Genomic DNA, 26,981 nt, shown 5'->3' with positions numbered 1-26,981 from the left:
CCTTAGACTATTGTATACGTCTGAGACTCGTTTAAAAATATCACGGTTATACGTTTTATTTTTACTTATGATTAATATAAGATTATTTAATTTTTTGATCCATATTCTTATTCATCATTGTCATCATTTGATTAATTTTCTTTTGAGATGGTTTTTGACCCATTTGCATCATCATCATACGTAACATTTCTTCGTTAATTGGTGGATTCTTTTTCAAGTAATCCATCATATATTTACGTGCAAGGAAGAATCCAAGTGCAAGCCCACCGATTAATGCCACGACGATTAATAATATTGCTAACCACGTTGCCATTATTTCACCCACTTTCTGTATCCTATAAAAGTTTACTAAATTCATTACATTTTATCAAGATGAAACTTAATGTTTAAAATGAAAAAGCCTCAGCCAAGTTTCTTGGATGAGGCTTTTTTAACATTCTTTAGAAGCTTAATACTTGGTTTAATACATTTTCTTTTGTAAATCCGTATTTTTCAACTACTAAGTCGCCAGGCGCACTTGCACCGAATGTATCAATTGTAATGACTTTACCTTCAAGGCCAACATATTTATGCCAACCTAGAGAAGATGCCATTTCGATAGCTACACGTTTTGTGATTGATGCTGGTAATACTGATGCTTTATATTCAGCATCTTGTTGATCAAATGCATGCCAGTTAGGTAATGATACAACTTGTACACCTTTACCTTGTGCTTCTATATCTTTAGCTGCATCTACAGCTAATGAAACTTCAGAACCAGATGCGATTAATAAGTATTCAGGTTCAATTTCAGAACGATATACAACATATCCGCCTTTACGAACGCCTTCTTCTAATACTGATTCTTCAACATCTAATGCTGTTAAGTTTTGTCTTGTTAATACTAAAGCTGTTGGTGTTGTTTCAGATTCTAAAGCTACTTTCCATGCTACTCTTGTTTCGTTTCCATCTGCAGGGCGAATAACGTTTAAGTTAGGAATCGCTCTTAATCCAGCTAATTGTTCAACTGGTTCATGTGTTGGACCATCTTCACCAACAGCAATTGAATCATGTGTGAATACAAATGTTGAAGGTACACCCATGATTGCTGAAAGTCTTACAGCTGGTTTCAAGTAGTCACTGAATACGAAGAATGTTGCACCATATGGTTTAACACCACCGTGAACTGCCATACCATTAACTGCAGCAGCCATACCGAATTCACGAACACCAAACCAAACGTTACGTCCTTCTGGAGTTTCGCTACTAAAGTCAGCTTCACCTTTAACATTTGATTTGTTTGAAGATGCTAAGTCAGCTGAACCACCAAAGAATGCAGGTACTGATTTACTTAATGCTTGAATCACTTCACCTGAATCCGCACGTGTTGCACTGCTATTTCCAGCTTCATAAACTGGTAATTCTTTATCGTAATCAACTGGTAATTCATTAGAAATAGCTTGTTTAAATGCTTGTCCTAATTCAGGATATTCATTTGAGTAAGCTTCAACTAATTTTTCCCAAGCTGCTTCGTCTTCATTTGCACGTTTAAGCATCGTTTCACTGAAGATATCATATACTTCTTGCGGTACATTAAAGCGTTTAGAAGGATCTAAACCGTATGCTTTTAATGCTAATTCACGTTCTTCTTCACCTAATGGTGCACCATGCACGCCATTAGTACCCGCTTTGTTAGGTGAACCATAACCGATAACTGTTTTAACTTCGATTAATGTTGGACCTTCTAATGTTTTCGCTTCAGTAATCGCTTTATCAATAGCTTCTAAGTCATTACCGTCTTCAACTAAGATATAGCTCCAACCATATGATATGAATCTTTCTTTAACATTTTCAGAGAATGCTTTATTTAATTCACCATCTAATGATATATCATTAGAATCATATAAAGTGATTAATTTATCAAGGTTTAAGTGACCTGCTAATGAAGCTGCTTCATGAGAAATACCTTCCATTAAGTCACCATCACTTGCTAAAACATATGTGTAATGATCTACTACATCGTATTTATCTTTATTAAATTTACCTGCTAAGTGTTTTTCAGCCATTGCCATACCAACACTCATTGCAAAACCTTGTCCTAAAGGTCCTGTTGTAACTTCTACACCATCAGTATGTCTAAATTCTGGATGTCCAGGTGTTTTAGAATCCCATTGTCTGAAGTTCTTCACTTCTTCAAGTTCTAAACTACCTGAAACGTGTAATAAACTATATAGTAATGCAGAACCATGACCAGCAGATAATACAAAACGGTCTCTATTAAAATAGTTCTTAGATTGAGGATTGAAATTTAAATGCTTAGTCCATAATGCATATGCCATAGGCGCAGCACCCATTGGTAAACCAGGATGTCCTGAGTTAGCTGCTTCAATAGCATCTATACTTAAAGCACGGATTGAATCTACTGCAAGTTGATCTTTTTCGTTAAACATAAATGTAGTCTCCTTTATTCTTGTAATCCCTTTTCATTATACATGATATTTTTTCAAAAATTAATTATTATTACTTAATTTATACTTACTTTCTTATATTATTATTTTTTTGAATTTCTTTTACCTTATCAGGAGTTACATCATTACCTTCTGGATCTATGATTTTAGTATTCTCGATTGTATTTTTAAAATTACCGCGAAAAGCTTGTAAATACTCAGCACGTAATTTTGATTGTTCTTTAGCTTCACTATCTGTTAAACCTTCAGATTTCTTTTTGTTCGCTAATTCATTGATTCTTTCTATTTTTGCTTTTTCTAGCATAATATCCCCACTTTCTTTATACATAAAAGATACCAAAAAACACGAGTAAATCCAAATGGATTTACTCGTGTTTAAATTCAATCTATTGACCCTACTAATGTATTGGAATCAGATATATGGTTATGTTGTTTATCGCTTTGTTGTTTAATTTGATGATCGGTCATTTCGTACGTTTGTTCTGTATTATAAAGATCATTAGACTGAGCTAAATATAAATATCCAATTAATAGAGTCATTAAGAATACTGCTATATACACTAATACTGTCTTCTTAATTGTAATTGTCATACTCAATTCCTCCTAGAACGTTTGTTTGTATTATCATAATAACAGAACAACTGTTCGTAGTCAATAAAAATACGAACAAATGTTTGTTCAAAGGAAACGTATGTGCTATAATAAATTTAAATAATTAATTGGGAGCGTGCGACTATGAAAGAATTAACTAAACGTCAATCTGAAATATATCAATTCATCAAACATATAGTACAAACGAAAGGCTATCCGCCTAGCGTACGTGAAATTGGTTTAGCAGTCGGCTTAGCGTCAAGCTCTACAGTACATGGTCATTTATCAAGACTAGAAGAAAAGGGCTACATTAAACGTGATCCAACTAAACCACGAGCTATAGAAATTACAGAAACAGTTGGAGAGAACATTAACCAAGAGAACACCATTCACGTTCCAGTTATCGGTAAAGTTACAGCAGGTATACCTATTACAGCTGTAGAGAATGTAGAGGAATACTTCCCATTACCAGCACATTTCACATCAACGCATAATAGCAATATCTTTATATTAGATGTTGTCGGTGATAGCATGATCGAAGCTGGTATACTAGACGGCGATAAAGTAATCGTACGTAGTCAATCAATCGCTGAGAATGGTGATATCATAGTTGCAATGACAGAAGATGATGAAGCTACAGTTAAACGTTTTTACAAAGAAGAAACGAGATATAGACTTCAACCAGAGAACAGTACAATGGAACCTATTTATTTAGATAACGTTACAGTATTAGGTAAAGTTGTTGGTTTGTTTAGAGAAATGTAACATAACAAAAAGGAGATGCGATTGCATCTCCTTTTTTCATATTCCCTTTATCGAGTTCTTTCTTTACTTGTCATATATTTATGATACATCTTTTTTATTTAATAATTCTTTAATACGTTCTAAGACATCTAAATCTTTTCGTTTTATTTCTTTATTTTCCATGTAAAACTACCCCTTTATATGTTATTTCACCAATCAAAATTACTAGAAACAACATGTGTTAAACATTTAAGGAAATATGAAATATTGACTTTTCTCGATTTAATTATATCAACGTTGATAAGATAATATCATTTATCTCTTTTCTATTGTTGCGTGATGTAGTTCTCCGTCCAATATGGCTGTAATTCTTCACCAATATCGACACCTACACCTAATTCTTTATAATCTTTATTTAAAATGTTTTTTCTATGTCCAAGTGAATTCATAAGACCATGATGTGCATATATACTACTGATTTGACCATAAGCCAAGTTTTCCCCAGCAGTAACATAATTAAAACCATCTCGATCTAATCTATCAAATGGAGACATACCTTGTTTGTTATTATGATCAAAATAATCATTATTCACCATGTCTTGACTATGCTTTCTTGCAGTTTCACTAACACGCTCATTATAAGCTAATGTAGGTAGTCCAAACTGTACGCGTTCAGCATTTACAAGATCAAAGTTTTGTAATTCTAAAGCTTTTTTGTATTCATCAGAAGCTGCATGATACTGATTCGTTCGTTTATCTTCAGTTGATGATGCAATCTGCATGATACCTTTAATTTGATTATTTTCATGTTTATCATAAAACACGGTTGTATAGATGTTATCAAATTTGAAAACATCATAATCTTCATCATTTTGTATGAGTTTCACTTTGTCTTTTTCTATTGCTTTTTCAGGTTCTCCAAGTATAGAACGAACTTTATCTTTGTTCATTTTACTTGTGATACCTTTTTTAGAAGTTATAAGGTCTTGGTTTGTATATAAACCAGTTACTTTGTCATGATCATAACTTACCATCACAAATTCATGATAGTCGTTATGATACACATGCCATTTCTCGTTATATTCATTAGCAGTTATACGCTTAGGTTTACCAAGTTTCTTTTCTACTTCGTTCTTTGTTTGATTGATTTGAATATTATTAATCGCAAATTCTTGGTCATCTGGTGTCTTCAGTTCAACTTTCTTAGCTGTTTCTTCGTGTTGTAATCCTTGTTGAACGTTCAATACTTTTTGCCCAATTTGTCTAGACAAATCTGATTCTGGGACTGGCTTGATAAGTGTTAAGCATAATAGCAACATAAATAAAAAGAATACTTTTCTCAAGTCGTCACCTCACTTGTTTTAGCCGCGATCACTATCACCATTAAATATTGAATTACGAACAATTACATAGTCTACTTTTGTAATAGAATGTAGATCTTTTCCACCTGCATAAGAAATAGAACTTTGTAAATCTTGTTCGATTTCAATTAACGTATCTTTTAGAGAGCCTTTATGTTCAACAAACATCTTTTTACCCTCTACATTTTTACGTTCACCTTTTTGAAATTCAGATGCACTACCGAAATATTCTTTATATAGTTTACCTTCTAATTCAACTGTTTCACCTGGAGATTCTTCATGTGCAGCAAATAATGAACCAACCATTACCATACTTGCACCGAATCTAATAGATTTAGCAATGTCACCGTTCGTTCTAATACCACCGTCAGCGATCATTGGTTTTCTAGCAGCTTTGCTACAAGCATTAATTGCAGCTAATTGCCATCCACCAGTACCAAATCCAGTTTTAATTTTAGTAATACATACTCTACCTGGTCCGATACCAACTTTTGTTGCGTCAGCACCCGCATTTTCAAGTTCACGAACACCCTCAGGCGTACCAACATTACCTGCAATTACAAATGATTCAGGGATATGTTGTTTAATATGTTTAATCATTCTTATAACTTGCTCAGAATGACCGTGTGCAATATCTATTGTTATATATTCAGGAACAAGCCCTTCATTAGAAAGTTGTTCTATAAAAGTATATTCATTGTCTTTAACACCTACAGAAATTGAGGCGAATAAGTTTTGGCTTTGCATTTTTTTGATAAATGGAATACGTCCTTCTTCATCAAAACGATGCATGATATAAAAATAATCATTACTAGCAAACCATTCAGCTAGTTCTTCATTCATGACTGTTTGCATATTTGCAGGTACTACTGGTAATTTAAATGTCTTTGGACCAAATTTCACAGTAGTATCACATTCAGAACGGCTTTCTACTATACATTTATTTGGTATTAACTGTACATCTTCATAATCAAAAATTTTCATATCAATAACCTCTTTCACAACTATTAATAATAATCCATTAGTTACTATACATGGTTAAGTAGTAAAAGTAAACGAAATAATACTATAAATGTTATTTATTTAGAGCTTTATCAAGAGTTTTGATATTTTCTTCCATTAAAGACTGATATGAAATATTTTTTTGTTTGGCTTCATCTTTAGTTAATACTTCTAAATTATGAAATTTTAGTGGTTTACTTTTCGTATCTTTCTTTATAATATCTGTCATTTTTGAACTAACATTTTGCTCATATAAAATATATGGTGATTTCGAGTTGTTAATATCTTTAATGATTTCTAGAATTTCTTTTTGAGTTGGTTCTTCATTATTCATGCCTGTGACACCTTTTTGTTTAAAGTGATATCTGTTAGCTAAATACCCTAGAGAATCATGAGAAATAAATACAGTATCTCTTTTTGTATCTTTCGTAACGTTTTGAAAACTTTCATCAATCTCGTTTATATCTTTAATGAGGTTTTGATAATTTTTTTGATAATATTCTTTATGCTCAGGATCCTTTTTAACGAGTTTATCTTTAATAGACTTAGCCGCTTCTTTATTAACAATTGGATCCAACCAAATATGAGGATCATTAGCACTTTCTTCATCTTCGTGTTCATGTTCATGCTCTTCTTCACCGTGTTCATGATGATGTTCTAAAATATGACTTTCTTTCAAATTAGCTACTGCTTCTAATTTGTGATCATCACTTTTAATAGTAGAACTAATTTTTTTAGCTACTGGATCTAATTCATTTGAAGAATATATAAACAAATCACTTTTAGCAATATTAAGCATTTCTTTTTGTGTTGGCTCATAATTATGTAAATCCGTACCGTTTGGGTAAATAGAATTTGCATCTACATATTTTCCACCAATTTGTTTAGCAAAGCTTTCATAAGGAAAGTTTGTTGCATAAATTTTGATTTTGTCATTTGATGATGTTTGGTTGTTACAACCTGAAAGGATGAGTGCCATCGTTAATAAAGCACCAACTATAATATATATTTTTTTCATATTTTAACTCCTACGTTATTATTTGTTTTAATTATAACAATATACGCTTTTACACATCATATCGCAATTATATAATACACATATTTTTGCATTGAAAACTCATTTGTATTGTGCTAAAATTATAAAACGTAACGATTACTGAATAGAAAGGCTGATGAACATGCGTGTCAATATCACGTTAGCATGTACTGAATGTGGCGACAGAAATTATATTACAACTAAAAACAAACGTACAAATCCTGAACGTATTGAAATGAAAAAATACTGTCCAAGATTAGGTCGCCACACTTTACACCGCGAAACTAAATAATTTCTTATTATTAAGAAAATATACGACAAAGAAGTCAATTCATACATTTGAAATGACTTCTATTTTTATATACTGTTGCTTTATGACTTTAAAGCATTTATGCGTTAAAAGTTTTTGTTGCTTATTTACTGAAATACTAATAAAATAATATGTATATTTTATTTACAGATAAATTGTACTATTAGAAAGCAAGGTGAATTATATGGAAGAAATGAAACGAGGATTAAAGACTAGACACATATCAATGATCGCCATTGGTGGTTCGATTGGTACTGGTTTATTTATGGCCAGTGGTGCAGTCATCACTCAAGCAGGACCTGGTGGTGCACTTATAGCTTATTCTATTATTGGTGTTATGCTCTACTTTTTAATGACAGCTATAGGAGAACTTGCAACTTTTTATCCAGTGTCTGGGTCATTTAGTGCATACTCAAGTAGATTTATTGATCCATCAGCAGGGTTTACTGTTGGTTGGCTTTATTGGGTGATTTGGGCTCTTGTAACAAGCGTCGATATATTAACTGCAGCAAAAATTATTACATACTGGGATATATTCCAAAATATTAACCCGTTTGTATGGAGCATTATTTTCTTAGTTATTCTATTCTTACTCAATGCATTTACTGTTAAAGCATTTGGTGAAGCTGAATATTGGTTAAGTTTTATTAAAGTCGCAACTATTATCATCTTCTTAATAGTTGGTGTTCTTGTGATATTTGGAATATTAGGTGGTAACGAACCACTTGGACTATCAAACTTCACTTATAAAGAAGCACCATTCGTAAATGGTATTTCTGGTTTCTTAGGCGTACTACTTGTTGCTGGATTTAGCTTCGGTGGTACAGAAGTAGTAGCCGTAACAGCTGGTGAATCAGAAAATCCTAAAGAATCCATGCCAAAAGCAATTAGACAAGTATTCTGGAGAATTTTACTATTTTATATTTTAGCAATCGCTGTGATTGCAGCAATTATTCCATATACTGATCCATTGTTATTAAATAAATCAAACACTGTAACACAAAGTCCGTTTACAATCGTATTTGATAGAGTTGGTATAGCATTTGCTGCTTCAATTATTAATGCAGTTATTTTAACAGCACTCATTTCAGCTGGTAACTCAGGCTTATATGCTACAAGTAGATTACTTTACTCACTTGCTCAACATAAGCAAGCACCTAAGTTTATCAATAACTTAAATAGAAACAATATGCCATTCGTTTCATTATGTGTCACAATCGTATTAATATTCGTTTCTATCGTATATGCAACGATTAACGCTGATGGTTATTATAGATTATTGAATATGTTAGGCGCACTTGTTACTTTAGTTTGGCTTATGAGTATAATCAGTCATATTCGATTAAGAATGGCCATTAAGAAACAAGGCAAATCAGCGACAGATACACTTGAATATAAAGCACCTTTATATCCATTAGGGCCAATCATCGTAATCGCTGTAATAGCATTCTTATTAATCGGTCAATCATTTGATAGCATTATGACATTGAACTTCCCAGTATTAATCGAATCATTCTTACCGATTATATTAGGTTTGGTAGTATACTTTATTCATAAATTCTCAACGAAATCTAAAATTATCAAACTAGAAGACATCGATTTAACAAAACACCAATATAAGAAATAATTATTAAAAGCGCCACTCAAGTTGATTGAGTGGCGTTATTTTTATTTTGTTTTTCTGTATACGCTTGTCTTATTTACACTTTTGCCTAGTTTTGTTACTAACGGCTTCCTTAGTTACAATTCCTCCGACTTTTGTTACTATTGCTCCCCTTAGTTACATTTCCACCGACTTTTGTTACTATGGCACCTCTTATTTACACTTCCAACTACTTTTGTAACGATAAATCCTTCATAAAATATCATTACCATATTCTCTTACTACCTCATTCAAAACATTTATAAAAATTTGCTAACTATAATCTACTTTTTCATATTGCAATATATATAGTATAATAAATATTAATGATAATTTTAGAATAAAGAAGGTGTAAATATGACAGGTCAAACTAATTTATTTGATGATGTTATGGAACAAGATGAACGTTTTGTCATTGTTGTTCAAAGTATTTATGACACACATGCTCAACTCGTTAAGAAAACACTTAGAGAATATACAAGTTTAACTCGGGAACAGATGCAATCATTATTTGATCATCTTAAAGATTTATATTTAAATGAACCATTTGAAGAGAATCAAGCATTTTTTGATATTACTGTTTATACGAACCAAGACTATGCAGCGGACCAAATTTATGCGCATATTAAAAGAAAGAAATTCAGCCATGAATGGACGCACACAAGTAAATAAAGGAGTAATCACATGTCCCAAGTAAGTAAAGTTTTTCCTTTAGATAATGAACAGCAAGTTGAAGTGAAAGTTAAAGAAAATAGATTTGATTTTGAAATAGATGAAATGCTCGCAATTACACAAGAAGAACATTCAGAATTTCCATTTATACCTGTATCTCCATGTTTAGGATATTCTAGAGGGTTATATCCAGAGCATCCTTTACTCGTTGGTTTATTGTTAGGATTCTTATACCATGAGTCTTTAACAGGCGAAACGGATGAACGCATTCAAACGATTGCTAAAGCTATTAATAGCAAAAATCGCAGTAAAATGATTCAAGCTTTAAATATGGTTGAATCAAATAAACTTGGTCACTATCCACCAACGAGATTTCTAGGTTTAAGTGAACGTGCTGTCAATTTAGGACAATCGATTTTTAGTTTATTTGATGATGATGTCATGTTCTTAGCTTCTACACGAGATAAGATTATTTCTCATCCACCATTATTAGACCATAGCGATATTGTTGACCCTCAAGAACGCTTATTTTTCTATACGAAAGATAAAGACTTCTTTGATAATGATGAACGTGTCGCAATTATTGATAATCATTTATTAAATGGTAATTCTGTACTAAATCTCATTAAAAAGATTTATGATAAATGTCCTGAAAGAGAAACGTTTACAGTTTTAACACCTATTGATTTAAGATCTCAAAGTGTTAAAGAGGCATTTTCAAGTTTGGAAAAATCTTTAAATATTAAAATCAACATCATTTCACTCATGTCATTTGATGTAGAAATCACAGCTATTGAGCATGAAACGAAAGATTTAATTCAAAATGAACTACTAGATAATCAAAAACATGAGACGAAAGTTCAATATTACTCTTTAAGAAATGTCATCAATGATCATTTCATTGTAAAAGCTCAAAACATGCTACGTGATGGTACGATTCACGATAATCCATACTTTATTTCAACAGGAAGATTTACTTTAAATGGTAAAGAACAACAAGTTTCTGAAGACTTGTTTCAACGTATGGGAGAATTATTGAATGACTTTTTAGATGATTCACCTAAATTCGTCATTGGTATAGGAGAATTCATGTACGTTCCACTTCAAATTGCTCGTTATTTACCTGGTAAAGAAATACGTGTACAAGGTACAACACGCTTTAATTTCGATTCTAGTACATTAAGCCATTCTAATAAAAAGATTAGTTTTATGTCGCCTTTAGAAAGAACAATCACTCATTATTTATATAATTTAGAGATTGATCAATACGAACAAATCATCGTATTTGTTGAAAGACTAAGACATAAAACTGAAATTGATGATATTGTACAACAATTAAAAATACTTGGGGCAAAATCAATTCTCGTAATTGAAATGACTTCAATTGCGTTTAATGAAGATCGTCACGAATAATAAAAAGCAGCTCAAATCTTAAATTTTAAGGTTTGAACTGCTTTATTTTTATGCTTTTAATATTTTTTCTAGTGCTGTTACGATACCATCATGGTCATGGTCGTCTGTAACGACATCTGCAATACCTTTAATCGTATCGTTAGCATTTCCCATTGCAACACCAACTGCTGCTCTTTCTAACATGTCAGAATCATTTAAACTATCACCAAAAGCGATCACTTCTGAGAAATCCGCTCCAATTTGATCAAACAACCTTTGTAATGATTTCCCTTTAGATACTTCTCTATTCATAAATTCTAAAAAGTACGGCTTACTTATTGTTGATGACACTTGGTCATTGAATTTGCCATTCAGCTCTTGATTTGCACTTGCAATGTTTTCCTCGAAATCGACACCCATTATTTTTGGAACGTCATCAATAATAGCTTCTTTAATATCATTGACTTTTTTCATTGGAAGACCAGTCAATTCACTTTCAATGTTCATATAATCATGTGTTGTATCATGAATAATTTGATCATTTAAATACGTTAAATAAAAGAAATTATGACTTCTACAATAATCAATAATATCGTGTGCATCTTTTTGACTAATTGTTTGATTAAATACGATACTTTGATCTTCTGCCTTAATGACAAAAGCACCATTATAACTTACGATATAGCCTCCATAGCTTTTTAAATCAAGTGCTTCTGCATGTTTAACCATACCTGCAGTTGGGCGCCCTGAAGCTAGTATTAATTTCATGCCTTCTTTTTGTTTTTCCATTAAGTATCGATATGTCACTTCACTTATTTCATTCTTTGAAGTTAAAAGTGTATCATCCATATCCATTACGATGTATTTATATGTCATGTTTATCTCCTTAAATATAATAATGCTTATATTCTATCATACATAGAATATAAGCATCTCATTTTTAATTATAAGTTTATAATTTTTTGGCTAATACCATATCGATTAATGGTTACCAATTCTGATTCGCAATCTTCGAATTCGTCTTGTAAGGCTCTCACAAGCTTACCACTCAATTCTTTTTTGACGAGCGTTAATACAGTTGGACCAGCACCACTAATGACTGTCGCATACGCACCATGTTCTAAAGCTAATGCTTTAATATGTTCAAAATCAGGTATCAAATGTTGACGATAAGGTTCATGAAAACCATCTTTCATCATCATCTTTCCAGCTAATTCATAATTATGTTGAATTAACGCACTAATCATTGTATTGCTTATCGCACTATATTTAACGGCATCTTTTAAAGATAATGTTTCTGGTAATACTTTACGCGCTTTCTCTGTTGATAACTCATACGCTGGTATTGTAGCAATTACATCGACTTTTGGTATATCAATATATGAGACATCCGTATGTTTAGCTTCTGGATCATATACCCCTAAGACTAAACCACCATAAATTGTTGGTGCAACATTATCTGGATGCCCTTCAATTTCAGTTGCAAGTTGTAGTAGTTCATATTTAGATAACTTTAAATTTGCAAAATAATTAGCAAGAAATAAACCTGTTACAAGCGCAGATGCTGAACTACCTAATCCTCTCGCAAGTGGAATATCGCTATACATTTTTAAATTTAATGCAGGCATTTCTTTAGAAAATTTCTTTGTAGCAGTTTGTGCAATTTTAGTAATATAATGGTTCTCGTTGTCAGGTAAACCTTGAAGATGAGGTCCAATATGCTCAAAATGCCATTTACCATCTTCGGAAAGATGTGCTTCTACTTCTAAATATTTATCTAGAGCCATTCCGATTGAGTCGAAACCAACCCCAAGGTTAGCAGTTGAGGCTGGTACTTTCAGCTTTAATTTCTTCATTGTAATGCACGCTCAATATAATCAATAATTGCTTGTTCGTCATTTTCTAAAGGTGTAATTGGCGAATCAAGTAAATCGATTGCAGTATCAGGATCTTTCAATCCATTACCTGTTAAAATTGCGACAACAGTTTGATTTGGCTCTAATTTACCTTGCTCATGCAATTTCAACAAACCTGCAATTGAAGCGTTACTAGCTGGTTCACTGAAGACACCCTCTTTACTTGTCATAAGTTTGTACGCTTTAAGGATTTCTTCATCTGTCACACTATCAATTAGTCCATTTGACTCATCACGTGCTGCCTCAGCTAATTTCCAACTTGCTGGATTTCCGATTCTAATAGCAGTCGCTACTGTCTCTGGATTTGTGACAACTTTACCTTGTACAATTGGAGACGCACCTTCAGCTTGGAAACCACACATAACAGGTAAACCTGATTGATTTAATTGATGATATTCTTTGAAACCTTTCCAATATGCTGTGATATTTCCAGCATTTCCTACTGGTATCGCAAATAAGTCTGGCGCTTTACCATCTAATTGTTCAACAATTTCAAAAGCACCAGTCTTCTGACCTTCAATTCTATAAGGATTTACAGAGTTTACAAGTGCTATTTCACCTTTTTCTGCTACTTTTTTAACGATATTTAATGCTTCATCAAAATTCCCTTTAATTGATACAATTTCAGCACCGTACATAACTGCTTGTGCTAATTTACCAAGTGCTATTTTACCTTCAGGAATAACAACAATTGCTTTTAAGCCTGCTCTTGCAGCATAAGCGGCAGCTGAAGCTGATGTATTACCAGTAGAAGCACATATTACAATCTTTTTACCTTCTTCTTTCGCTTTTGCGACTGCCATTACCATACCTCTATCTTTAAAAGAACCTGTAGGGTTAAGACCTTCAAATTTAGCAAATAAATTAATATTCAATTTATCTGATAAATAAGGTAAATGAATTAATGGTGTATTACCTTCATTTAATGTCAGTTGAGGTGTTCCTTCGTTTACTGGTAAATATTCTTTATAATTATGAATTAATCCTTGCCATCTGCCCATATTACTTATCTCCTTCAATTGGATAATATTTCAAAATATTAATGCCATTTTCTTTTAATTGTTCAACTGGTAATTCATCAATACCTCTGATGACAATACCATACGTATTTTCAGTTCGTTGTTCTACTTTAACACTTCTATGAAATTCGATTGTCGCTTTAATGTCATCTCTTAAGACATCTTCATCTTTGTCACTTTCAACAATGATAAAATGACTATTTTTCAGTGGGAATTTAACCACTTCATCTTCAACGATTTCTTTCGTACGTTCTGTTTTAAGTTCAAAGTGTGGCGGTAACGTATGTAAATCTGATTCAAATTGTAATGAAACGTTTAATAAATCAGATACAACTGCACTACCAGTAGCTAAACTACCTGCACCTTTACCGTAAAACATTGTATCCCCAACAGCATCACCAATAACATATATAGCATTATATTCATCTTCAACATGCGCCATTTGATGACTGTTTGGTAATAATGTTGGTTTAACACTTGATATAACTCGGCCATTCTCATATTTACCTTGACCAATTAATTTAATTTTATAGCCTAATTTTTCTGCAACTTTAATGTCTTCTATTTCAACATCAGAAATACCTACTCTTTCAACATCATTTAACGAAATGACTCTATTAAATGATAAATAGCTCGTAATTACGACTTTACGAGCTGCGTCAATTCCTTCAACATCGTCAGTTGGATCCGCTTCTGCATAACCTAAATCGGTTGCAAGCTGTAATGCTTCATCATATGATTTTCCTTCGCGCGTCATTTGACTAAGAATAAAGTTAGATGTGCCATTAAAGATACCCATAAATTGATTAATATTATTGGCATTTAATCCATTATTAATCGCATTCACAATCGGAATACCACCTGCTACACTCGCTTCATATTTAAGCGCAACTTTATTTTTCTCAGCTAAATCTTCTAAATCTCTTAAATGTACGGCTAATAAATCTTTATTTGCAGTAATGACGTGTATACCTTTAGAAAGAAATGCTTTCAACCATTCTACTGTTGGTTCGATACCACCCATTACTTCAACAACGATATCCAATTCATCGTCTTCTAAAATTTCGTTAATATTTTCAGTTAAATGATAGCTAGAAGTATTAATTGCACGTTTCTTGTTAATAGAACTCACAAGAATATGTTTAATATGTATAGATTTCCCAATCGTGTCTTCTATTTGCTTTTTATTTTCTTCAACAATCTTTACGACACCTGTTCCAACAGTGCCAAGACCTAATACTGCTACATTTAATACTTTCATTTCCTCACTCACCTTAAATATATTGTTCTTGTTAAAAATACAAATGTCTACTTGAAATAGACTCAAGTTTATTATAGTATAAATTCATTAAAGTTTTTTGTAAAGTTTGAATAATTAGAATTAATAGTAATATTATCATTATTTCTCGCTTTGTAAAGAGCTACAATTACATTACCCCCAGTAAAAGGACTGATAAAATGAAAGTTTCAAAATTTGGCGGAAGTTCCGTCGCTAACAGTGAGCAAATTAAAAAAGTCGTTAACATCATTAACGCTGATGATGAAAGAAAAATTGTAGTCGTATCTGCACCTGGAAAAAGATTTAAAGAAGACATTAAAACAACGGATTTGCTCATACGCTTATATGAAAAAGTTATTAATCAATTAGATTATTCAAACAAACTCAGCCAAATCGTTGGTCGTTATGAAGAAATTGTGACTGAATTGAACATGGATCGTTCTATTTTAGATGAAATTAAAAACCACTTATTAAATTTGATAAACGTGTATCACGATAAACCTGAACGCTTACTAGATGGTTTAAAAAGTTGTGGAGAAGATTTCAATGCGCAACTTATCGCACAATATAATAGTCAGTTAGGTTTCCCTACACGTTACTTATCGCCTAAAGATGCAGGCATCATCGTCACAGATGAACCAGGAAACGCAATGATATTAGAATCGTCGTATGAGAAGATTTATAAATTACGTGAATATGATGAGAAATTAATCATTCCTGGATTCTTTGGTTATTCCGAAAATGGTGATATCGTGACTTTCCCTAGAGGTGGATCTGACATTACAGGGGCTATTTTAGCAAGAGGTATTAAAGCAAGCTTGTACGAGAACTTTACGGATGTATCAGGTATCTTTAGAGCAAACCCAACAGTCGTATCTCAACCAGAAGTAATTCCAGAAATCACATATAGAGAAATGCGTGAATTATCATATGCCGGATTTGGCGTATTTCATGATGAGGCACTAGAGCCACTTTATAAAGATCGTATTCCAGTTGTGATCAAGAATACAAATAGACCAACTGATAAAGGAACATACATTGTAAGTGAACGTAACATTTCTAACTTATCTCATATCGTTTCTGGCGTAAGCTGTGATAAAGGTTTTACAATTATCAACGTCAAAAAGTACTTAATGAATAGAGAAGTTGGATTTACACGTAAAGTACTTAGTATCTTAGAAGAAGAAAACATTTCAATCGAACATATCCCATCTGGTATTGATAGCATTAGTATTATTATGAGATCGACTCAAATTAAAGGAAAAGAAGAAAGAGTTTTAAATAAAATTCGAGAAAATATTCCTGTAGACGAGTTAACAATTGACTATGATTTAGCTATTTTAATGATTGTCGGAGAAGGAATGAATAAAGCAGTTGGAACAGCAGCTGGAGCAACTGCAGCACTTAGTAAGAGAAATGTTAACTTAAATATGATTAACCAAGGATCATCTGAAATTTCTATGATGTTTGGTATTGATGAGCAATATTCTGATATAGCCGTTCAAGCGATTTATGACGAATACTTCGCAAATAAAACAACACAACTCGCATAGTAACTATAAGTAACTAAAAGAAGCCAACGATTAAATCGTCGGCTTCTTTTATGTATCTGATAAAATAATCTGATTGAGTTTATCTTTACCTATTACTTTTCTAAGCATAAAGAATTGATAATAACTTAAATGTTGTATTAATTTTTGATATTTATAAATATCATCTTGTCTTAGCTCATGATATAACTTGTACATCATTTGGATTTCTGGTCGCAAATACTTCACATCATGTTCTAAGCTATGAAAGTATATTTTGTAATCTTCCACTTCTATATTGTGATCATGACTAAATTGCCATTTCTCATCTTTCGTTTCATATATATAAACTTTAAGAATTTTACATTCGCTCTTCTTATTATAAATATAATATTTCTTATAATCTCTAAGTTCTTCAACAGTAATTTCTTTTAGTTCATTCAATGGTGTCTCAACTACTATTTGATAATGGCGTTCTAAAAAGTAGTTTGCTAAAGCAAGCTCTTCTTCTCTGCTTACTGTTATGCTCATGATTTCTTTAGTGTGCGTATATTCGTTCAAAAATAAATCAATCGCACTTTGTCCACAAACAATATATTGAAATGGGTAGTCAGACATTAACTGTTTTAGTTCATCTATAGATAAATATTGTTCGTTTCCTTCCAATATAGCTACCTCCTACGTAAGCGTTTTCACTCCTTTTCATTCTAACAGTTTTGTCATTATTATCCAATAGATAATTGTTGATTATTCTTTACGATTTAGTGAATCTTCTTTTGAAAATCCATTTGGATATCTATTTTTAAGTTTTTCAATATTTAGCTGACCAATTTCATCCAGATCTACATCAAGAGCAGAAGCGCAACATGCGATATACCAAAGTACATCCCCTAGTTCTTTCTTTAATGCTTCTTTATCTAGGTCATGACCATGAAATACGTATTTCTTAACAATATCTGCAACTTCACCAGATTCTCCTGTTAAACCTAATGCGCCATTAATTAAGCTTTTATCTGGATCTCTTTTAACATCAGACATAGTTCTTAATGCAAGATTTTGATATTCATTTAAATCCATTGTTTTACCCCTTTTTAATATGATCTTTTAATAATTGAATTACAGATTGAGTACCATTATCTTCAAAACCTGCTTCACTTAATGCTTCATATACTTCTTTTGCTTTTAATAATCCAGGCATATATAAGCCTCTTTTTTCACTTTCTTCTATCGCAATTCTCATATCTTTAATGAAATGTTTAACATAAAATCCTGGTGCATAATCTCCTTTAACCATTCTTGGTCCTAAATTGGATAATGACCAACTACCCGCTGCACCATGTTCAATAGAACTGAATACTTTATCAATATCTAATCCCGCTTCTTCAGCATATATAATGGATTCTGCTACACCTAACATACCTGCTGCGATAGCGATTTGATTCGCAAGTTTCGTATGTTGTCCATTACCACTTTTACCTTGATAGACAACATTTTGTCCAATAACATTGAAAATATCTTCAACTTGATTAAATACTTCTTCGTCTCCACCGACCATAATCGTTAATGTAGCATTTTTCGCACCAACGTCGCCACCAGATACAGGTGCATCTAAACTGTTAATATTTTTTGTTTTTGCTTCGTTGTAAATGCTCTCTGCAAGAGCAGGGCTTGAAGTTGTCATATCTATAATAGTTGTGCCTTCTTTAGCATGGTTTATAATGCCACTTTCATCTAAATAAATAGATTCAACATCTTTAGGATAACCAACGATAGATATAATCACATCACTAGTCTTAGATAAATCTGCAATAGTGTCACACCAAATCGCGCCTATTTCTACCAATTCATCTGCTTTAGATTTTGTTCTATTATAAACATTTACTTCATAACCTTCATTAATTAAGTGGGTTGCCATAGATTTACCCATAACACCTGTACCTACAAAGCCGATTGTTTTTTTAGTCATTTCAATTCCTCCTACATATTCTAATCATATAAACATTATACAGATTTATCAGAAAAATCTAAACAAACTCACTTAGTCTTTTAAATTCACTTAATGATTATAAAAAGGACATTTGTACGATTTTTAATACTATTATTAAAACGGTATAAAAAGTTTAAAAAAATAATAATAAATTTTGTTTGAGATTAATATTTAGTGGTATTGAATTATTGTTGATACATAAGTGTCAAACAAAAAAAGAAATGGGGTTTATATATGAAGAAATTTTTAATCTTGTTACTATCTTCATTTTTATTCTTAGCAGCATGCGGTAACGATGATAGTAACGGCAGCAAAGATGATTCATCTGCAAATAAAGATTCTTCGAAATCTGATGATGCATCTAAATCAAAAGATAGTAAGTCTGATAAAGATTCAGATAAAAAATCTGATGATAAATCAGACAGTAAATCAGACAGCAGTAAGGACTCTGATAGTAGTTCTGATGATGTCGCTTCAGGCGATTCTGCTAGTTCAAATTCAGATGGTAATAACTCCGATGATAACGGGTCTAGTGACTCTAATTCAAATGGCACTAATGGCTCAGATGATAGTAGTGGCACAGACGGTAATAGTGCTTCTAACTCTGACTCAAGCAATTCAAATGCTAATAGTGACGATAACGCAAATAACAATAATTCAGCTAATTCTGATGGATCAAACAATGGTGCTAATAGCAACGCTGACCAAAATAGCAATGGAGCTTCAAATGCTGATAATTCAGCAGCTAATGACGCTAATAACGCAGCTAGCAATGATGCTAACAATGCTGCAAGTAATAGTCAGTCGAATTCAGCACTTGGTGCAGAACAAGCTCAACAAATTTACAATGAAACTGGACAAAATCCTTACTTAAATTCTATTAATGCAGAATGGAGACAAAAATATGAAGGCGGATTAACAAATCCTGAAAAAGCTTCATTAACTGCATTAGAAAAAGGAACATACAATGGTCCTGAACAACCTGAACTATTCTATAATGCATTAGTTCAAATACAACAACAATATGCACAATAATTAAAAAGCGTGGGATTGAAATCAAATGATTTCATATCCACACGCTTTTTTTAATTCAACATATATTGTTTAATTTGTTCTATAAAATAATCTTTCATTTCATTAATAATCCACTCATCCGGCATGCCATCTATTGTCGTCTTCCAATTCGTATGAATTTCTAATGAACGATGTGGACATTCTGTTTCACTAAACTCCAAATGTAATCGAACCGTATCTCGATTAGGTTTTAAATTATAATCAATCATATCTGAAGCGATTGCTCTTAACGTTTCTTGCTCATTTAATAAAAATTCTTCATCTGTACTCGAGAGAGATTCTAATACTTCATACCCTAAATATTGTTCATTACCTATTGGATTAGCAGTATGCCAGGCAATACGCTCAGTATCAATCGCTTGCCATTGTTGATTTCTATCGATGTAATAATGCGCAATACCTTGAACATATCTTTCTTCAGGTGCGTTTATTAATACTTCACGCCATTCATTAGCATTTAATTCACTTGCATCGTTATGGATCACAACACCTAGTAAAGGTTGCTTTCTTTTTTCCATTTCATAATGGATATAATCATTTTGTGAAGCGATAATAATCCTCCCCTTTTCAATGCTTTTATTTATTTTAACACATTAAAATATTTTATTTAAAATTGTTTATCAATCGTCATACATGGTATTGTAATAAAAGGTACAATACAGGAGGTATCACGATTATGACACAACATTTTCATAGAGGGATTTTATTTTACCACGAAGCTGCTGGCCAAGGTAATATATATAAAGAACTCGGACAAGTTACAGAAAATTTAACACAGCTTTGTGATGAATTAACAATAAAATTAAGTAAAGAAGAAGGACAAATTCGTTCTTATTGTAAAACATTAGCTGCCGATACAAACGAACAAGCTTATGATGTTATTTTTATACTAGGCGGCGATGGAACATTAAATGAATTAATAAATGGTGTCGTAGAAAACAATCTCCAAATACCAATAGGTGTCTTACCTGGTGGAACTTTCAATGATTTCACGAAGACTTTAAATATATCTCAAAAACCAATGCAAGCTTCTCAAGATTTATTAGCGAGTCAAATTAAGTCATTTGATGTATTAGATGTCAATGGTACATATGCACTTAACTTTGCAGGTATTGGTTTAATGGTTCAAAACGCTGAAAATGTTGAATCCAATCAAAAAGAATTATTAGGTAAATTCAGTTATATCTTTTCTACAATCAAAACGGTAGCTAACCCAGAAATTTATCAATATAATTTAACAGCTGATAACGAAACATATTCAGGAGAAACTTCAATGATTTTGATTGCGAATGGTCAACACGTAGGTGGTAGTAGAATTCCTTTAGAAGACTTATCACCTAATGACGGGAAAATGAATATATTTATTTTCGACAAACAAAATTTCAGTATTATCAATGACTTCTTTAAAGTAAAAGATAGCATGAATTGGAACGAGATTAGTGACAGCATACAACACATATCATGTGAAACGGCAACGTTATCTACTGATCCATCAGCCAAATTAGATATAGACGGTGAAATTCTATTCGAAACACCTGTTGAAATAAAAATATTACGTGACCAAGTTAAATTGTTACATGTAGATTTGAATAATGAATAATTTAGAGAGACTGAGACATTACATTATGTGCCAGTCTCTTTTATTTGGAAAAATCAATGTAAACGTGAGGTTCTATGTTGCTTGTTTGGGCAGTCTTGCAATATACGGAGCTCCTATGTTGCTTGTTTGGGCAGTCTTGCAATATACGGAGCTCCTATGTTGCTTGTTTCGCCTGTCTTGATAAATACGAGGCGCCTATTTATCTTGTTTGATCAGTCTTGATAAATACAAGGTCCAGAATATTGCTTGTCGTACACCTCTAGCAATATTCTGCCCTTCCTATTTCTAAAAATATGAAAAGAGTCTAGAACATTTATGTTCCAGACTCTTTTTTCGAAAAATTATTTATAAATATATCTAGGGTTTTAAAAACTTAATAAAAGCATGTCACAACATACTATGCTTGAATATTACCATGTTCATCAGATGGTCTAAACAATGCGAATACAGCACTGAAGAATGCGATAACATGTGGAATCCCTGTCCAACAGAATGCTAAGTGTAATAGTCCAACAACTGGTTTTTGTGCATAAAATTTATGAACGCCAAAGTTTCCTAATAACACAGCTAATGCGATATAAATCCATTTATTTACGAGCATAATATCCCTCCTTCAACTATAAATTCATTATAGTCTCTATATAGATATATTACCCAAATATAAACGAACAAAATCAGCGATAGTATGACAATTTTGTCACTTATCAATTAAAAAAGCTGTCTCAAGTTTTAAACTTGATGACAGCTAAATGCATTAGTTCCCTAAATAGTCATTAAAATCAGCAATAAATTGTTCTTTGTTCTGTGCTGAAGGATATTGTAATCCACCTAAAATAATAGATTGGCTACTTATTGTAATAAAGTCATAATCAATGGAATGTCTCAAAAATATATTTTTTGCTTCTTCTTGATTGTATTTATTCTCTAAATTCTCAAATACGATAATCTTTTTATCAAAAAACATAACTGCCTCCAAAAAACTTAATATATAAATACTACAAAACTATATTAAGCGAATCTAGAGGGAATTGATGTAAATGATTATTAATAATGTATAATTACATATATTTTATAGATTTACAGAACAAATTTAAATGCTTTTAAATGATTATGATTGATTATGAATTTTTGATAAACTCTTTTTCTAGATGATCCATCATGTTCTGGGCTTTTTTTAATCCTGGAGATTCGTTTTCTTCTTCCATTTGTTCGAGTTCTACTATATTGAATTGCACTTCTTTTTTTAAAGTGTCCCACATTTTTTGATATACACGTTCTTCCATTATATTCAGCCTCCTTGAAAATCTACTTTCTATATAGTATTTACCCTTTTCATGGTTACACAATCATCATTAAACTTTGATTGGTAAATCAATGTAAAATAGTAGATTCTAATAAATACTTTTGATTATATTTCACAGCAAGCTTGTATATAAATGTAATTAAACATTGGTATTGAATTTCATTTTCTTGATATTGTGATTTATACTTCAAGTATTGGTTACGTTCTTCTTCAGTAGCAATTTTCTTAAAATACCCCCACATATGATCATAAGTATTGATGATTGAACCTTTAGTCGGAACTATGGCTTTAGCATCATCAATCATACTTTGTAAATCGTCATATGTGATATCTCCCTTTAAAGCTTCTCTTATATCTAAATATGACTTTTGACTATGCATCATGACATTATATTTTTCATATCTCCATAACTTTTCCATATCTGCTCTCTTACTCATATTATCACCTACTTATATTACACCGAGGTGCAATTTTATCTGCTGTCCATTTCATAAATAATAATTTTTCATATTCTAAATAAGCTTCGTCACTCATTAATTTCGTTTCACCATAAACAAATATAGGTGGTAACTTTTCAGTAGAAAATACACCATCTTTAATACCAGTATCAATCAAATCACCCATATTTGAAATTTGATGCTCAAAGTCTTTTGACCTTTTCCCACCTCTTCTTCTATGTTCTTTATCCATTTCTAACAATAATTCATAAGTGTCAGCTAAATAAGGAAAACCATCATTATAAACATGCTTCACGATAGGATGACTTAAATAACGTGTATTGCCATCAATATATTCAAGCTTCGCTAAACATACATTAATGATTTGATAAAGTTCTAATACTTGTTTAGAAAGACGTCGGTTATCTAGAAATTTTGCGCTTATTTCATGATTCTCATGAACTCTAAAAATTTGCATTGTGTAATTCCTCTCTCATTATTTAACAATCATGATGATTCCGAAACAAATCAACAACATATAAATATATTTAATTAAAGCACGTTGATCAATTTTATTATTGATGGTATGACCCAACCATAATGTTAGGATGAGAAGCGGTAAAATGGCCAATAATAAATACCAAAGTGAGATTGACCAAAATCCTGAAACACCGTGACTAAAGACAATAAAACAACCTGTAATAAAAAAGTGTACTTGTGAAATATTTTTCAAATCAGTAACATGCCATTTTTTCAAAGTTCTATATATAATAATCGGTACACCGTGACTATTATATGCACTACCTAAAACACCTGAAACAACACCTGCAATATAGTCATAAAACTTTGGAATATTCAATTTAACTTGGTATATATTCTTATAATAATTAGCAAGATTAATAGTACCATATAATATTATAAATACCCCTAAAAACTTAATAATCACATCTTCATTTGTCCATTTAACAATTACAATACCAATAGGCGTTCCAATAATAGAACCCATTAATAAACGTTTATTAATAGACCAATCAAGATTGCCACGGCTTCTAATAAACACAGGTAAAGCCACTAATAATCCTACAATTGCCACTACAGAAATAGACAATTTAAAATCTAAATTTAATAAAGCGAGTAATGGCATCGTAACCAAAGCCTCACCAAACCCAAACACAATTCGTACCATAGCCCCCAGTAGAATTGAAAAAATAACGAGTGTCCAAATAGTAATATCCATAGAATCCCCTTTTATATGTTTATAAAATAAAAACACCTTCTAAACATTAGAAAGTGTTAAAATCTCATTAATATTCTACTTCCATTATACCTTTTTTAAGAACTAAAAAATATGAAAAGAGTATAAAAACAAGGGAATACTAGAATATTTTACTAGCGTATTTAATAGTTCAATCTTTGTTATAATCAATTATGAAAAGTCATATAAGGAGGTTTGAAATTGTTTGAGTCAATTGAATTAATAAAAAGCTATTTTAATAATGAACCAATTGAAGACTACAAACTTGAAGAACTTAATATTAAGTATGAAGCTTGTAGTTTTCAAATTCACAATATTACTTATAGAAGTAGATGTGCTAAAAAGACATCTAATAAAAAAGGCTATTTTGTCGTATTTTGGGTTAAAGATCAAAATGATCAAAACAGACCTTATACATATTCAGAAACACCAGAAAAACTCATCATAGCTATACTAGATAATAATAAAAAAGGGCTGTTTATTTTTCCTAAAGATATTCTACTTAAGCAGAAAATCATAAGTAATCACGACGTAAATGGAAAAATGGCAATGAGAGTTTACCCACCATGGGAAAATCATTTAAATAAGACTGCTAGTGAAACTCAAAATTGGCAAAAAGAATTTTTCATAGATTTATCTAACATATCATTTATTACCTCTTAACTTGTATATACAAGTTCAACAAGATATAATATGTTCATATTCATATAAAGGGGAATTATGTTATGCAGAATGATTTTGATTATATGCAAATGCTTAAAGGTGAACTATACATAGCACAGGATATTCATGAATCTAATGGTTCAAAAAAAGGAAAAATGTTAGCAGATAAAATTAATCATACACCTATTGAAAATAGTGATGAAATTATTAAATTAGAAAAAGAACTTTTTGGTAAAACAGGAGAAAATATATACTTACATCCACCACTCTATGTTGATTACGGTAGACATATTAATATTGGTGAGAACTTTTATGCAAATATGGATTGTATATTTTTAGATGTCAATCGTATCAATATTGGTGATAATGTTATGTTCGGTCCAAGAGTGAGTTTATATACAGCAGGTCATCCAATAGATCCAACAATTCGAAATGAACAATTAGAATTTGGTCATGAAATTAATATTGGAAATAATGTATGGATTGGTGGAAATGCAGTCGTATTACCAGGCGTGTCGGTAGGAGAAAACTCTGTAATCGCATCAGGAGCAGTCGTAACAAAAGACGTGCCACCCAATACAGTTGTAAGTGGAAATCCAGCAAAAGTCATTAAGCAAATCACAAGTTCTGATTATGACAAATGGCATCGAATGAAATTAGAATATTACGAGAAAAAACGACAATCAGTAGAAAAATGATAGTCTTTAAAAGATCACCTCTCTGTAGGTGGTCTTTTTTGATTTAGTTCTCAAATCTCTTAATTCTGGTATTGATATAATTTAATAAATATAGTATATTAGATTTATTAAATTATCAATAATTAAATCTTGCACTATTTCTGATTTAATTTTAACTTCCTTTAAACTACTGTTGAAACTTATATAGAGAAACTTCTTCAACGCTTATATACACTTCAATAATTCAAAACATGATTAACTTGAATTATTGATATGTTTAAGCGTTATTTTTTTATCCAATATTGGAAAAAAATAACAAAATAAAATTTATATATGATATTAAATACATCAATATGTATTAATATAATAACTTTTGAAAGGAGTAATTTATATGCAAGATAGTAAACCTAATAATAAAAAGAGGTTACTTTGGGGATGCTTCGGCTGTCTAGGAGTTATTGTTATTTTAGGAGTTTTATTAGGAGCATGTACTGTTATGATTGGAGGTAGTAATTCTAATCAATCTTCAAGTTCAACAAGTTCCAAAGATAAAAATTCGTCGGAGAAAAATCAAAAAGATGAAAAGACATTTAAAATCGGAGATAAAGTAAAAACTGATGAATTAGATTATACAGTTAAGTCTGTAAATAACTCCAAAACTGTTGGAAATAGCTTTGCCCCTCATGACGCTAAAGGTACATATCTTATTGTTGATATTACTGTTAAAAACAATGGTAATGATCCTGTTACTTTAGACAGTAATATGTTTAAATTAAAAATTGGCGACAAGACACTTGAACCAGATTCAAAAGGTTCTTTATCAGCAAATCAAGGGGAAGATGGCAGCATCAAAAATGATTTTATTTTCGAAAAATTAAATCCTGACAGTGAAATGACAGGTAAAATAGCATTTGATGTATCTGAGGATTTAATAAATAAAGATAATAAAATATTGCAAGTACAAAATAATTTATTAGGAACTTCTAAATCAGAAATTAATTTAAATTAACTTCAAACTTAAAGATCACCTCTCTGTAGGTGGTCT

32 protein-coding genes are annotated in these 26,981 nt (G+C 31.5%); 11 read left to right on the top strand and 21 right to left on the bottom strand.

The annotated features are described in order from the left end of the window. Positions 1-82: 82 nt before the first annotated feature. The 4 genes from LQ673_RS03570 to sosA all read right to left on the bottom strand — a co-directional run bounded on the left by LQ673_RS03570 (position 83) and on the right by sosA (position 3,038). The gene (locus LQ673_RS03570) at positions 83-313 is read right to left on the bottom strand and encodes a YneF family protein (protein ID WP_025905903.1); all 231 of its coding nucleotides are present in this window, start codon (positions 311-313) and stop codon (positions 83-85) included. A 127-nt stretch (positions 314-440) separates the two neighbouring features. Beyond that, complete coding sequence (gene tkt / locus LQ673_RS03565; RefSeq protein WP_191835534.1) at positions 441-2,429, bottom strand: transketolase; 1,989 nt, start codon at positions 2,427-2,429, stop codon at positions 441-443. Between the two features lie 85 nt (positions 2,430-2,514). Next, positions 2,515-2,751, bottom strand: a complete 237-nt coding sequence (locus tag LQ673_RS03560; RefSeq protein WP_126477042.1) for a DUF896 domain-containing protein — start codon at positions 2,749-2,751, stop codon at positions 2,515-2,517. A gap of 77 nt (positions 2,752-2,828) precedes the next feature. Next, entirely contained in the window at positions 2,829-3,038 is a 210-nt protein-coding gene (gene sosA / locus LQ673_RS03555; RefSeq protein WP_025905898.1) for a DNA damage-induced cell division inhibitor SosA, read from the bottom strand. Between the two features lie 144 nt (positions 3,039-3,182). Here sosA and lexA point away from each other — a divergent pair, with 144 nt between their 5' ends. Next, positions 3,183-3,803, top strand: coding sequence for a transcriptional repressor LexA (gene lexA / locus LQ673_RS03550; protein WP_025905896.1), 621 nt, complete (start codon positions 3,183-3,185; stop codon positions 3,801-3,803). Between the two features lie 305 nt (positions 3,804-4,108). Here the strand turns inward: lexA and LQ673_RS03545 are convergent, their stop codons facing one another. The 3 genes from LQ673_RS03545 to LQ673_RS03535 form a co-directional block, all read right to left on the bottom strand. Beyond that, entirely contained in the window at positions 4,109-5,125 is a 1,017-nt protein-coding gene (locus LQ673_RS03545) for a CAP domain-containing protein (protein WP_126477044.1), read from the bottom strand. A gap of 18 nt (positions 5,126-5,143) precedes the next feature. Further along, positions 5,144-6,127 carry a GMP reductase gene (gene guaC, locus LQ673_RS03540; protein ID WP_025905892.1) on the bottom strand — a complete coding sequence of 328 codons (984 nt, stop codon included), beginning with the start codon at positions 6,125-6,127 and terminating at the stop codon, positions 5,144-5,146. Between the two features lie 91 nt (positions 6,128-6,218). Beyond that, the gene (locus LQ673_RS03535; protein ID WP_191835533.1) at positions 6,219-7,163 is read right to left on the bottom strand and encodes a metal ABC transporter solute-binding protein, Zn/Mn family; all 945 of its coding nucleotides are present in this window, start codon (positions 7,161-7,163) and stop codon (positions 6,219-6,221) included. Between the two features lie 160 nt (positions 7,164-7,323). Between LQ673_RS03535 and rpmG the strand changes: the two genes are divergently transcribed. The 4 genes from rpmG (at position 7,324) to LQ673_RS03515 (ending at position 11,218) form a co-directional block, all read left to right on the top strand. Further along, positions 7,324-7,473: a 50S ribosomal protein L33 gene (rpmG, locus tag LQ673_RS03530; RefSeq protein ID WP_049318964.1), complete on the top strand. Its 150-nt coding sequence runs from the start codon at positions 7,324-7,326 to the stop codon at positions 7,471-7,473. Positions 7,474-7,675: 202 nt separating this feature from the next. Continuing rightward, a complete protein-coding gene (locus tag LQ673_RS03525; RefSeq protein WP_191835532.1) occupies positions 7,676-9,118 on the top strand; it encodes an amino acid permease in 1,443 nt (480 codons plus the stop codon). Positions 9,119-9,490: 372 nt separating this feature from the next. Further along, complete coding sequence (locus LQ673_RS03520) at positions 9,491-9,805, top strand: hypothetical protein (protein ID WP_025905885.1); 315 nt, start codon at positions 9,491-9,493, stop codon at positions 9,803-9,805. 12 nt (positions 9,806-9,817) lie between these two features. Beyond that, positions 9,818-11,218, top strand: coding sequence for a phosphoribosyltransferase domain-containing protein (locus LQ673_RS03515; RefSeq protein ID WP_191835531.1), 1,401 nt, complete (start codon positions 9,818-9,820; stop codon positions 11,216-11,218). Positions 11,219-11,266: 48 nt separating this feature from the next. Here LQ673_RS03515 and LQ673_RS03510 read toward each other — a convergent pair whose 3' ends face one another. The 4 genes from LQ673_RS03510 to LQ673_RS03495 all read right to left on the bottom strand — a co-directional run bounded on the left by LQ673_RS03510 (position 11,267) and on the right by LQ673_RS03495 (position 15,393). Beyond that, the gene (locus tag LQ673_RS03510; protein ID WP_126477416.1) at positions 11,267-12,073 is read right to left on the bottom strand and encodes an HAD family hydrolase; all 807 of its coding nucleotides are present in this window, start codon (positions 12,071-12,073) and stop codon (positions 11,267-11,269) included. A gap of 68 nt (positions 12,074-12,141) precedes the next feature. After that, positions 12,142-13,053, bottom strand: coding sequence for a homoserine kinase (gene thrB, locus LQ673_RS03505; protein ID WP_191835530.1), 912 nt, complete (start codon positions 13,051-13,053; stop codon positions 12,142-12,144). After that, positions 13,050-14,114, bottom strand: coding sequence for a threonine synthase (thrC, locus tag LQ673_RS03500; protein ID WP_025905878.1), 1,065 nt, complete (start codon positions 14,112-14,114; stop codon positions 13,050-13,052). The genes thrB and thrC overlap by 4 nt, the downstream gene beginning before the upstream one ends. 1 nt (position 14,115) lies before the next feature. After that, positions 14,116-15,393: a homoserine dehydrogenase gene (locus tag LQ673_RS03495; protein ID WP_191835529.1), complete on the bottom strand. Its 1,278-nt coding sequence runs from the start codon at positions 15,391-15,393 to the stop codon at positions 14,116-14,118. 197 nt (positions 15,394-15,590) lie between these two features. On the opposite strand from LQ673_RS03495, the gene LQ673_RS03490 reads away from it, so the two are divergent. Beyond that, positions 15,591-16,964 (top strand): aspartate kinase, encoded by a 1,374-nt coding sequence (locus LQ673_RS03490; RefSeq protein ID WP_126477419.1) that lies wholly within the window; start codon positions 15,591-15,593, stop codon positions 16,962-16,964. Between the two features lie 48 nt (positions 16,965-17,012). Here the strand turns inward: LQ673_RS03490 and LQ673_RS03485 are convergent, their stop codons facing one another. The 3 genes from LQ673_RS03485 to LQ673_RS03475 all read right to left on the bottom strand — a co-directional run bounded on the left by LQ673_RS03485 (position 17,013) and on the right by LQ673_RS03475 (position 18,906). Further along, the gene (locus LQ673_RS03485) at positions 17,013-17,606 is read right to left on the bottom strand and encodes a hypothetical protein (RefSeq protein WP_051575391.1); all 594 of its coding nucleotides are present in this window, start codon (positions 17,604-17,606) and stop codon (positions 17,013-17,015) included. Between the two features lie 81 nt (positions 17,607-17,687). Next, positions 17,688-18,017, bottom strand: coding sequence for a nucleoside triphosphate pyrophosphohydrolase family protein (locus tag LQ673_RS03480; RefSeq protein WP_037587904.1), 330 nt, complete (start codon positions 18,015-18,017; stop codon positions 17,688-17,690). A gap of 4 nt (positions 18,018-18,021) precedes the next feature. Further along, complete coding sequence (locus LQ673_RS03475) at positions 18,022-18,906, bottom strand: NAD(P)-dependent oxidoreductase (protein ID WP_191835527.1); 885 nt, start codon at positions 18,904-18,906, stop codon at positions 18,022-18,024. Between the two features lie 255 nt (positions 18,907-19,161). Here LQ673_RS03475 and LQ673_RS03470 point away from each other — a divergent pair, with 255 nt between their 5' ends. Continuing rightward, on the top strand, positions 19,162-19,962 hold the full coding sequence (locus LQ673_RS03470) for a hypothetical protein (protein ID WP_126477421.1): 801 nt from the start codon (positions 19,162-19,164) through the stop codon (positions 19,960-19,962). 50 nt (positions 19,963-20,012) lie between these two features. Here LQ673_RS03470 and LQ673_RS03465 read toward each other — a convergent pair whose 3' ends face one another. After that, on the bottom strand, positions 20,013-20,519 hold the full coding sequence (locus LQ673_RS03465) for an N-acetylmuramoyl-L-alanine amidase (RefSeq protein WP_239704622.1): 507 nt from the start codon (positions 20,517-20,519) through the stop codon (positions 20,013-20,015). Positions 20,520-20,677: 158 nt separating this feature from the next. On the opposite strand from LQ673_RS03465, the gene LQ673_RS03460 reads away from it, so the two are divergent. Beyond that, the gene (locus tag LQ673_RS03460; RefSeq protein ID WP_191835526.1) at positions 20,678-21,601 is read left to right on the top strand and encodes a diacylglycerol/lipid kinase family protein; all 924 of its coding nucleotides are present in this window, start codon (positions 20,678-20,680) and stop codon (positions 21,599-21,601) included. Positions 21,602-21,998: 397 nt separating this feature from the next. Here LQ673_RS03460 and LQ673_RS03455 read toward each other — a convergent pair whose 3' ends face one another. From LQ673_RS03455 to LQ673_RS03430, 6 genes are all read right to left on the bottom strand, one after another. Continuing rightward, positions 21,999-22,202 carry a TM2 domain-containing protein gene (locus LQ673_RS03455; protein WP_126477423.1) on the bottom strand — a complete coding sequence of 68 codons (204 nt, stop codon included), beginning with the start codon at positions 22,200-22,202 and terminating at the stop codon, positions 21,999-22,001. Between the two features lie 153 nt (positions 22,203-22,355). Continuing rightward, positions 22,356-22,565, bottom strand: coding sequence for a hypothetical protein (locus LQ673_RS03450; protein WP_037587900.1), 210 nt, complete (start codon positions 22,563-22,565; stop codon positions 22,356-22,358). A gap of 154 nt (positions 22,566-22,719) precedes the next feature. Beyond that, a complete protein-coding gene (locus LQ673_RS03445; RefSeq protein ID WP_162841924.1) occupies positions 22,720-22,884 on the bottom strand; it encodes a hypothetical protein in 165 nt (54 codons plus the stop codon). A gap of 88 nt (positions 22,885-22,972) precedes the next feature. Further along, positions 22,973-23,341, bottom strand: a complete 369-nt coding sequence (locus LQ673_RS03440; RefSeq protein ID WP_191835525.1) for a YbgA family protein — start codon at positions 23,339-23,341, stop codon at positions 22,973-22,975. Between the two features lie 4 nt (positions 23,342-23,345). Beyond that, complete coding sequence (locus LQ673_RS03435) at positions 23,346-23,819, bottom strand: pyrimidine dimer DNA glycosylase/endonuclease V (protein ID WP_191835524.1); 474 nt, start codon at positions 23,817-23,819, stop codon at positions 23,346-23,348. A gap of 18 nt (positions 23,820-23,837) precedes the next feature. Beyond that, positions 23,838-24,578: a sulfite exporter TauE/SafE family protein gene (locus tag LQ673_RS03430; protein WP_239704624.1), complete on the bottom strand. Its 741-nt coding sequence runs from the start codon at positions 24,576-24,578 to the stop codon at positions 23,838-23,840. 219 nt (positions 24,579-24,797) lie between these two features. On the opposite strand from LQ673_RS03430, the gene LQ673_RS03425 reads away from it, so the two are divergent. The 3 genes from LQ673_RS03425 (at position 24,798) to LQ673_RS03415 (ending at position 26,945) form a co-directional block, all read left to right on the top strand. Further along, positions 24,798-25,259: a MepB family protein gene (locus LQ673_RS03425; RefSeq protein WP_191835522.1), complete on the top strand. Its 462-nt coding sequence runs from the start codon at positions 24,798-24,800 to the stop codon at positions 25,257-25,259. Between the two features lie 62 nt (positions 25,260-25,321). Next, positions 25,322-25,957 (top strand): sugar O-acetyltransferase, encoded by a 636-nt coding sequence (locus LQ673_RS03420; protein WP_239704626.1) that lies wholly within the window; start codon positions 25,322-25,324, stop codon positions 25,955-25,957. Positions 25,958-26,327: 370 nt separating this feature from the next. Beyond that, complete coding sequence (locus LQ673_RS03415) at positions 26,328-26,945, top strand: DUF4352 domain-containing protein (RefSeq protein ID WP_239704628.1); 618 nt, start codon at positions 26,328-26,330, stop codon at positions 26,943-26,945. The last annotated feature ends 36 nt before the right edge of the window (positions 26,946-26,981 follow it).

Origin of the sequence: Mammaliicoccus sp. O-M54, from assembly GCF_022386035.1 — a bacterium.
Lineage (GTDB): Bacteria > Bacillota > Bacilli > Staphylococcales > Staphylococcaceae > Mammaliicoccus > Mammaliicoccus sciuri_A.
This window is presented reverse-complemented; position numbering and strand designations above follow the sequence as displayed.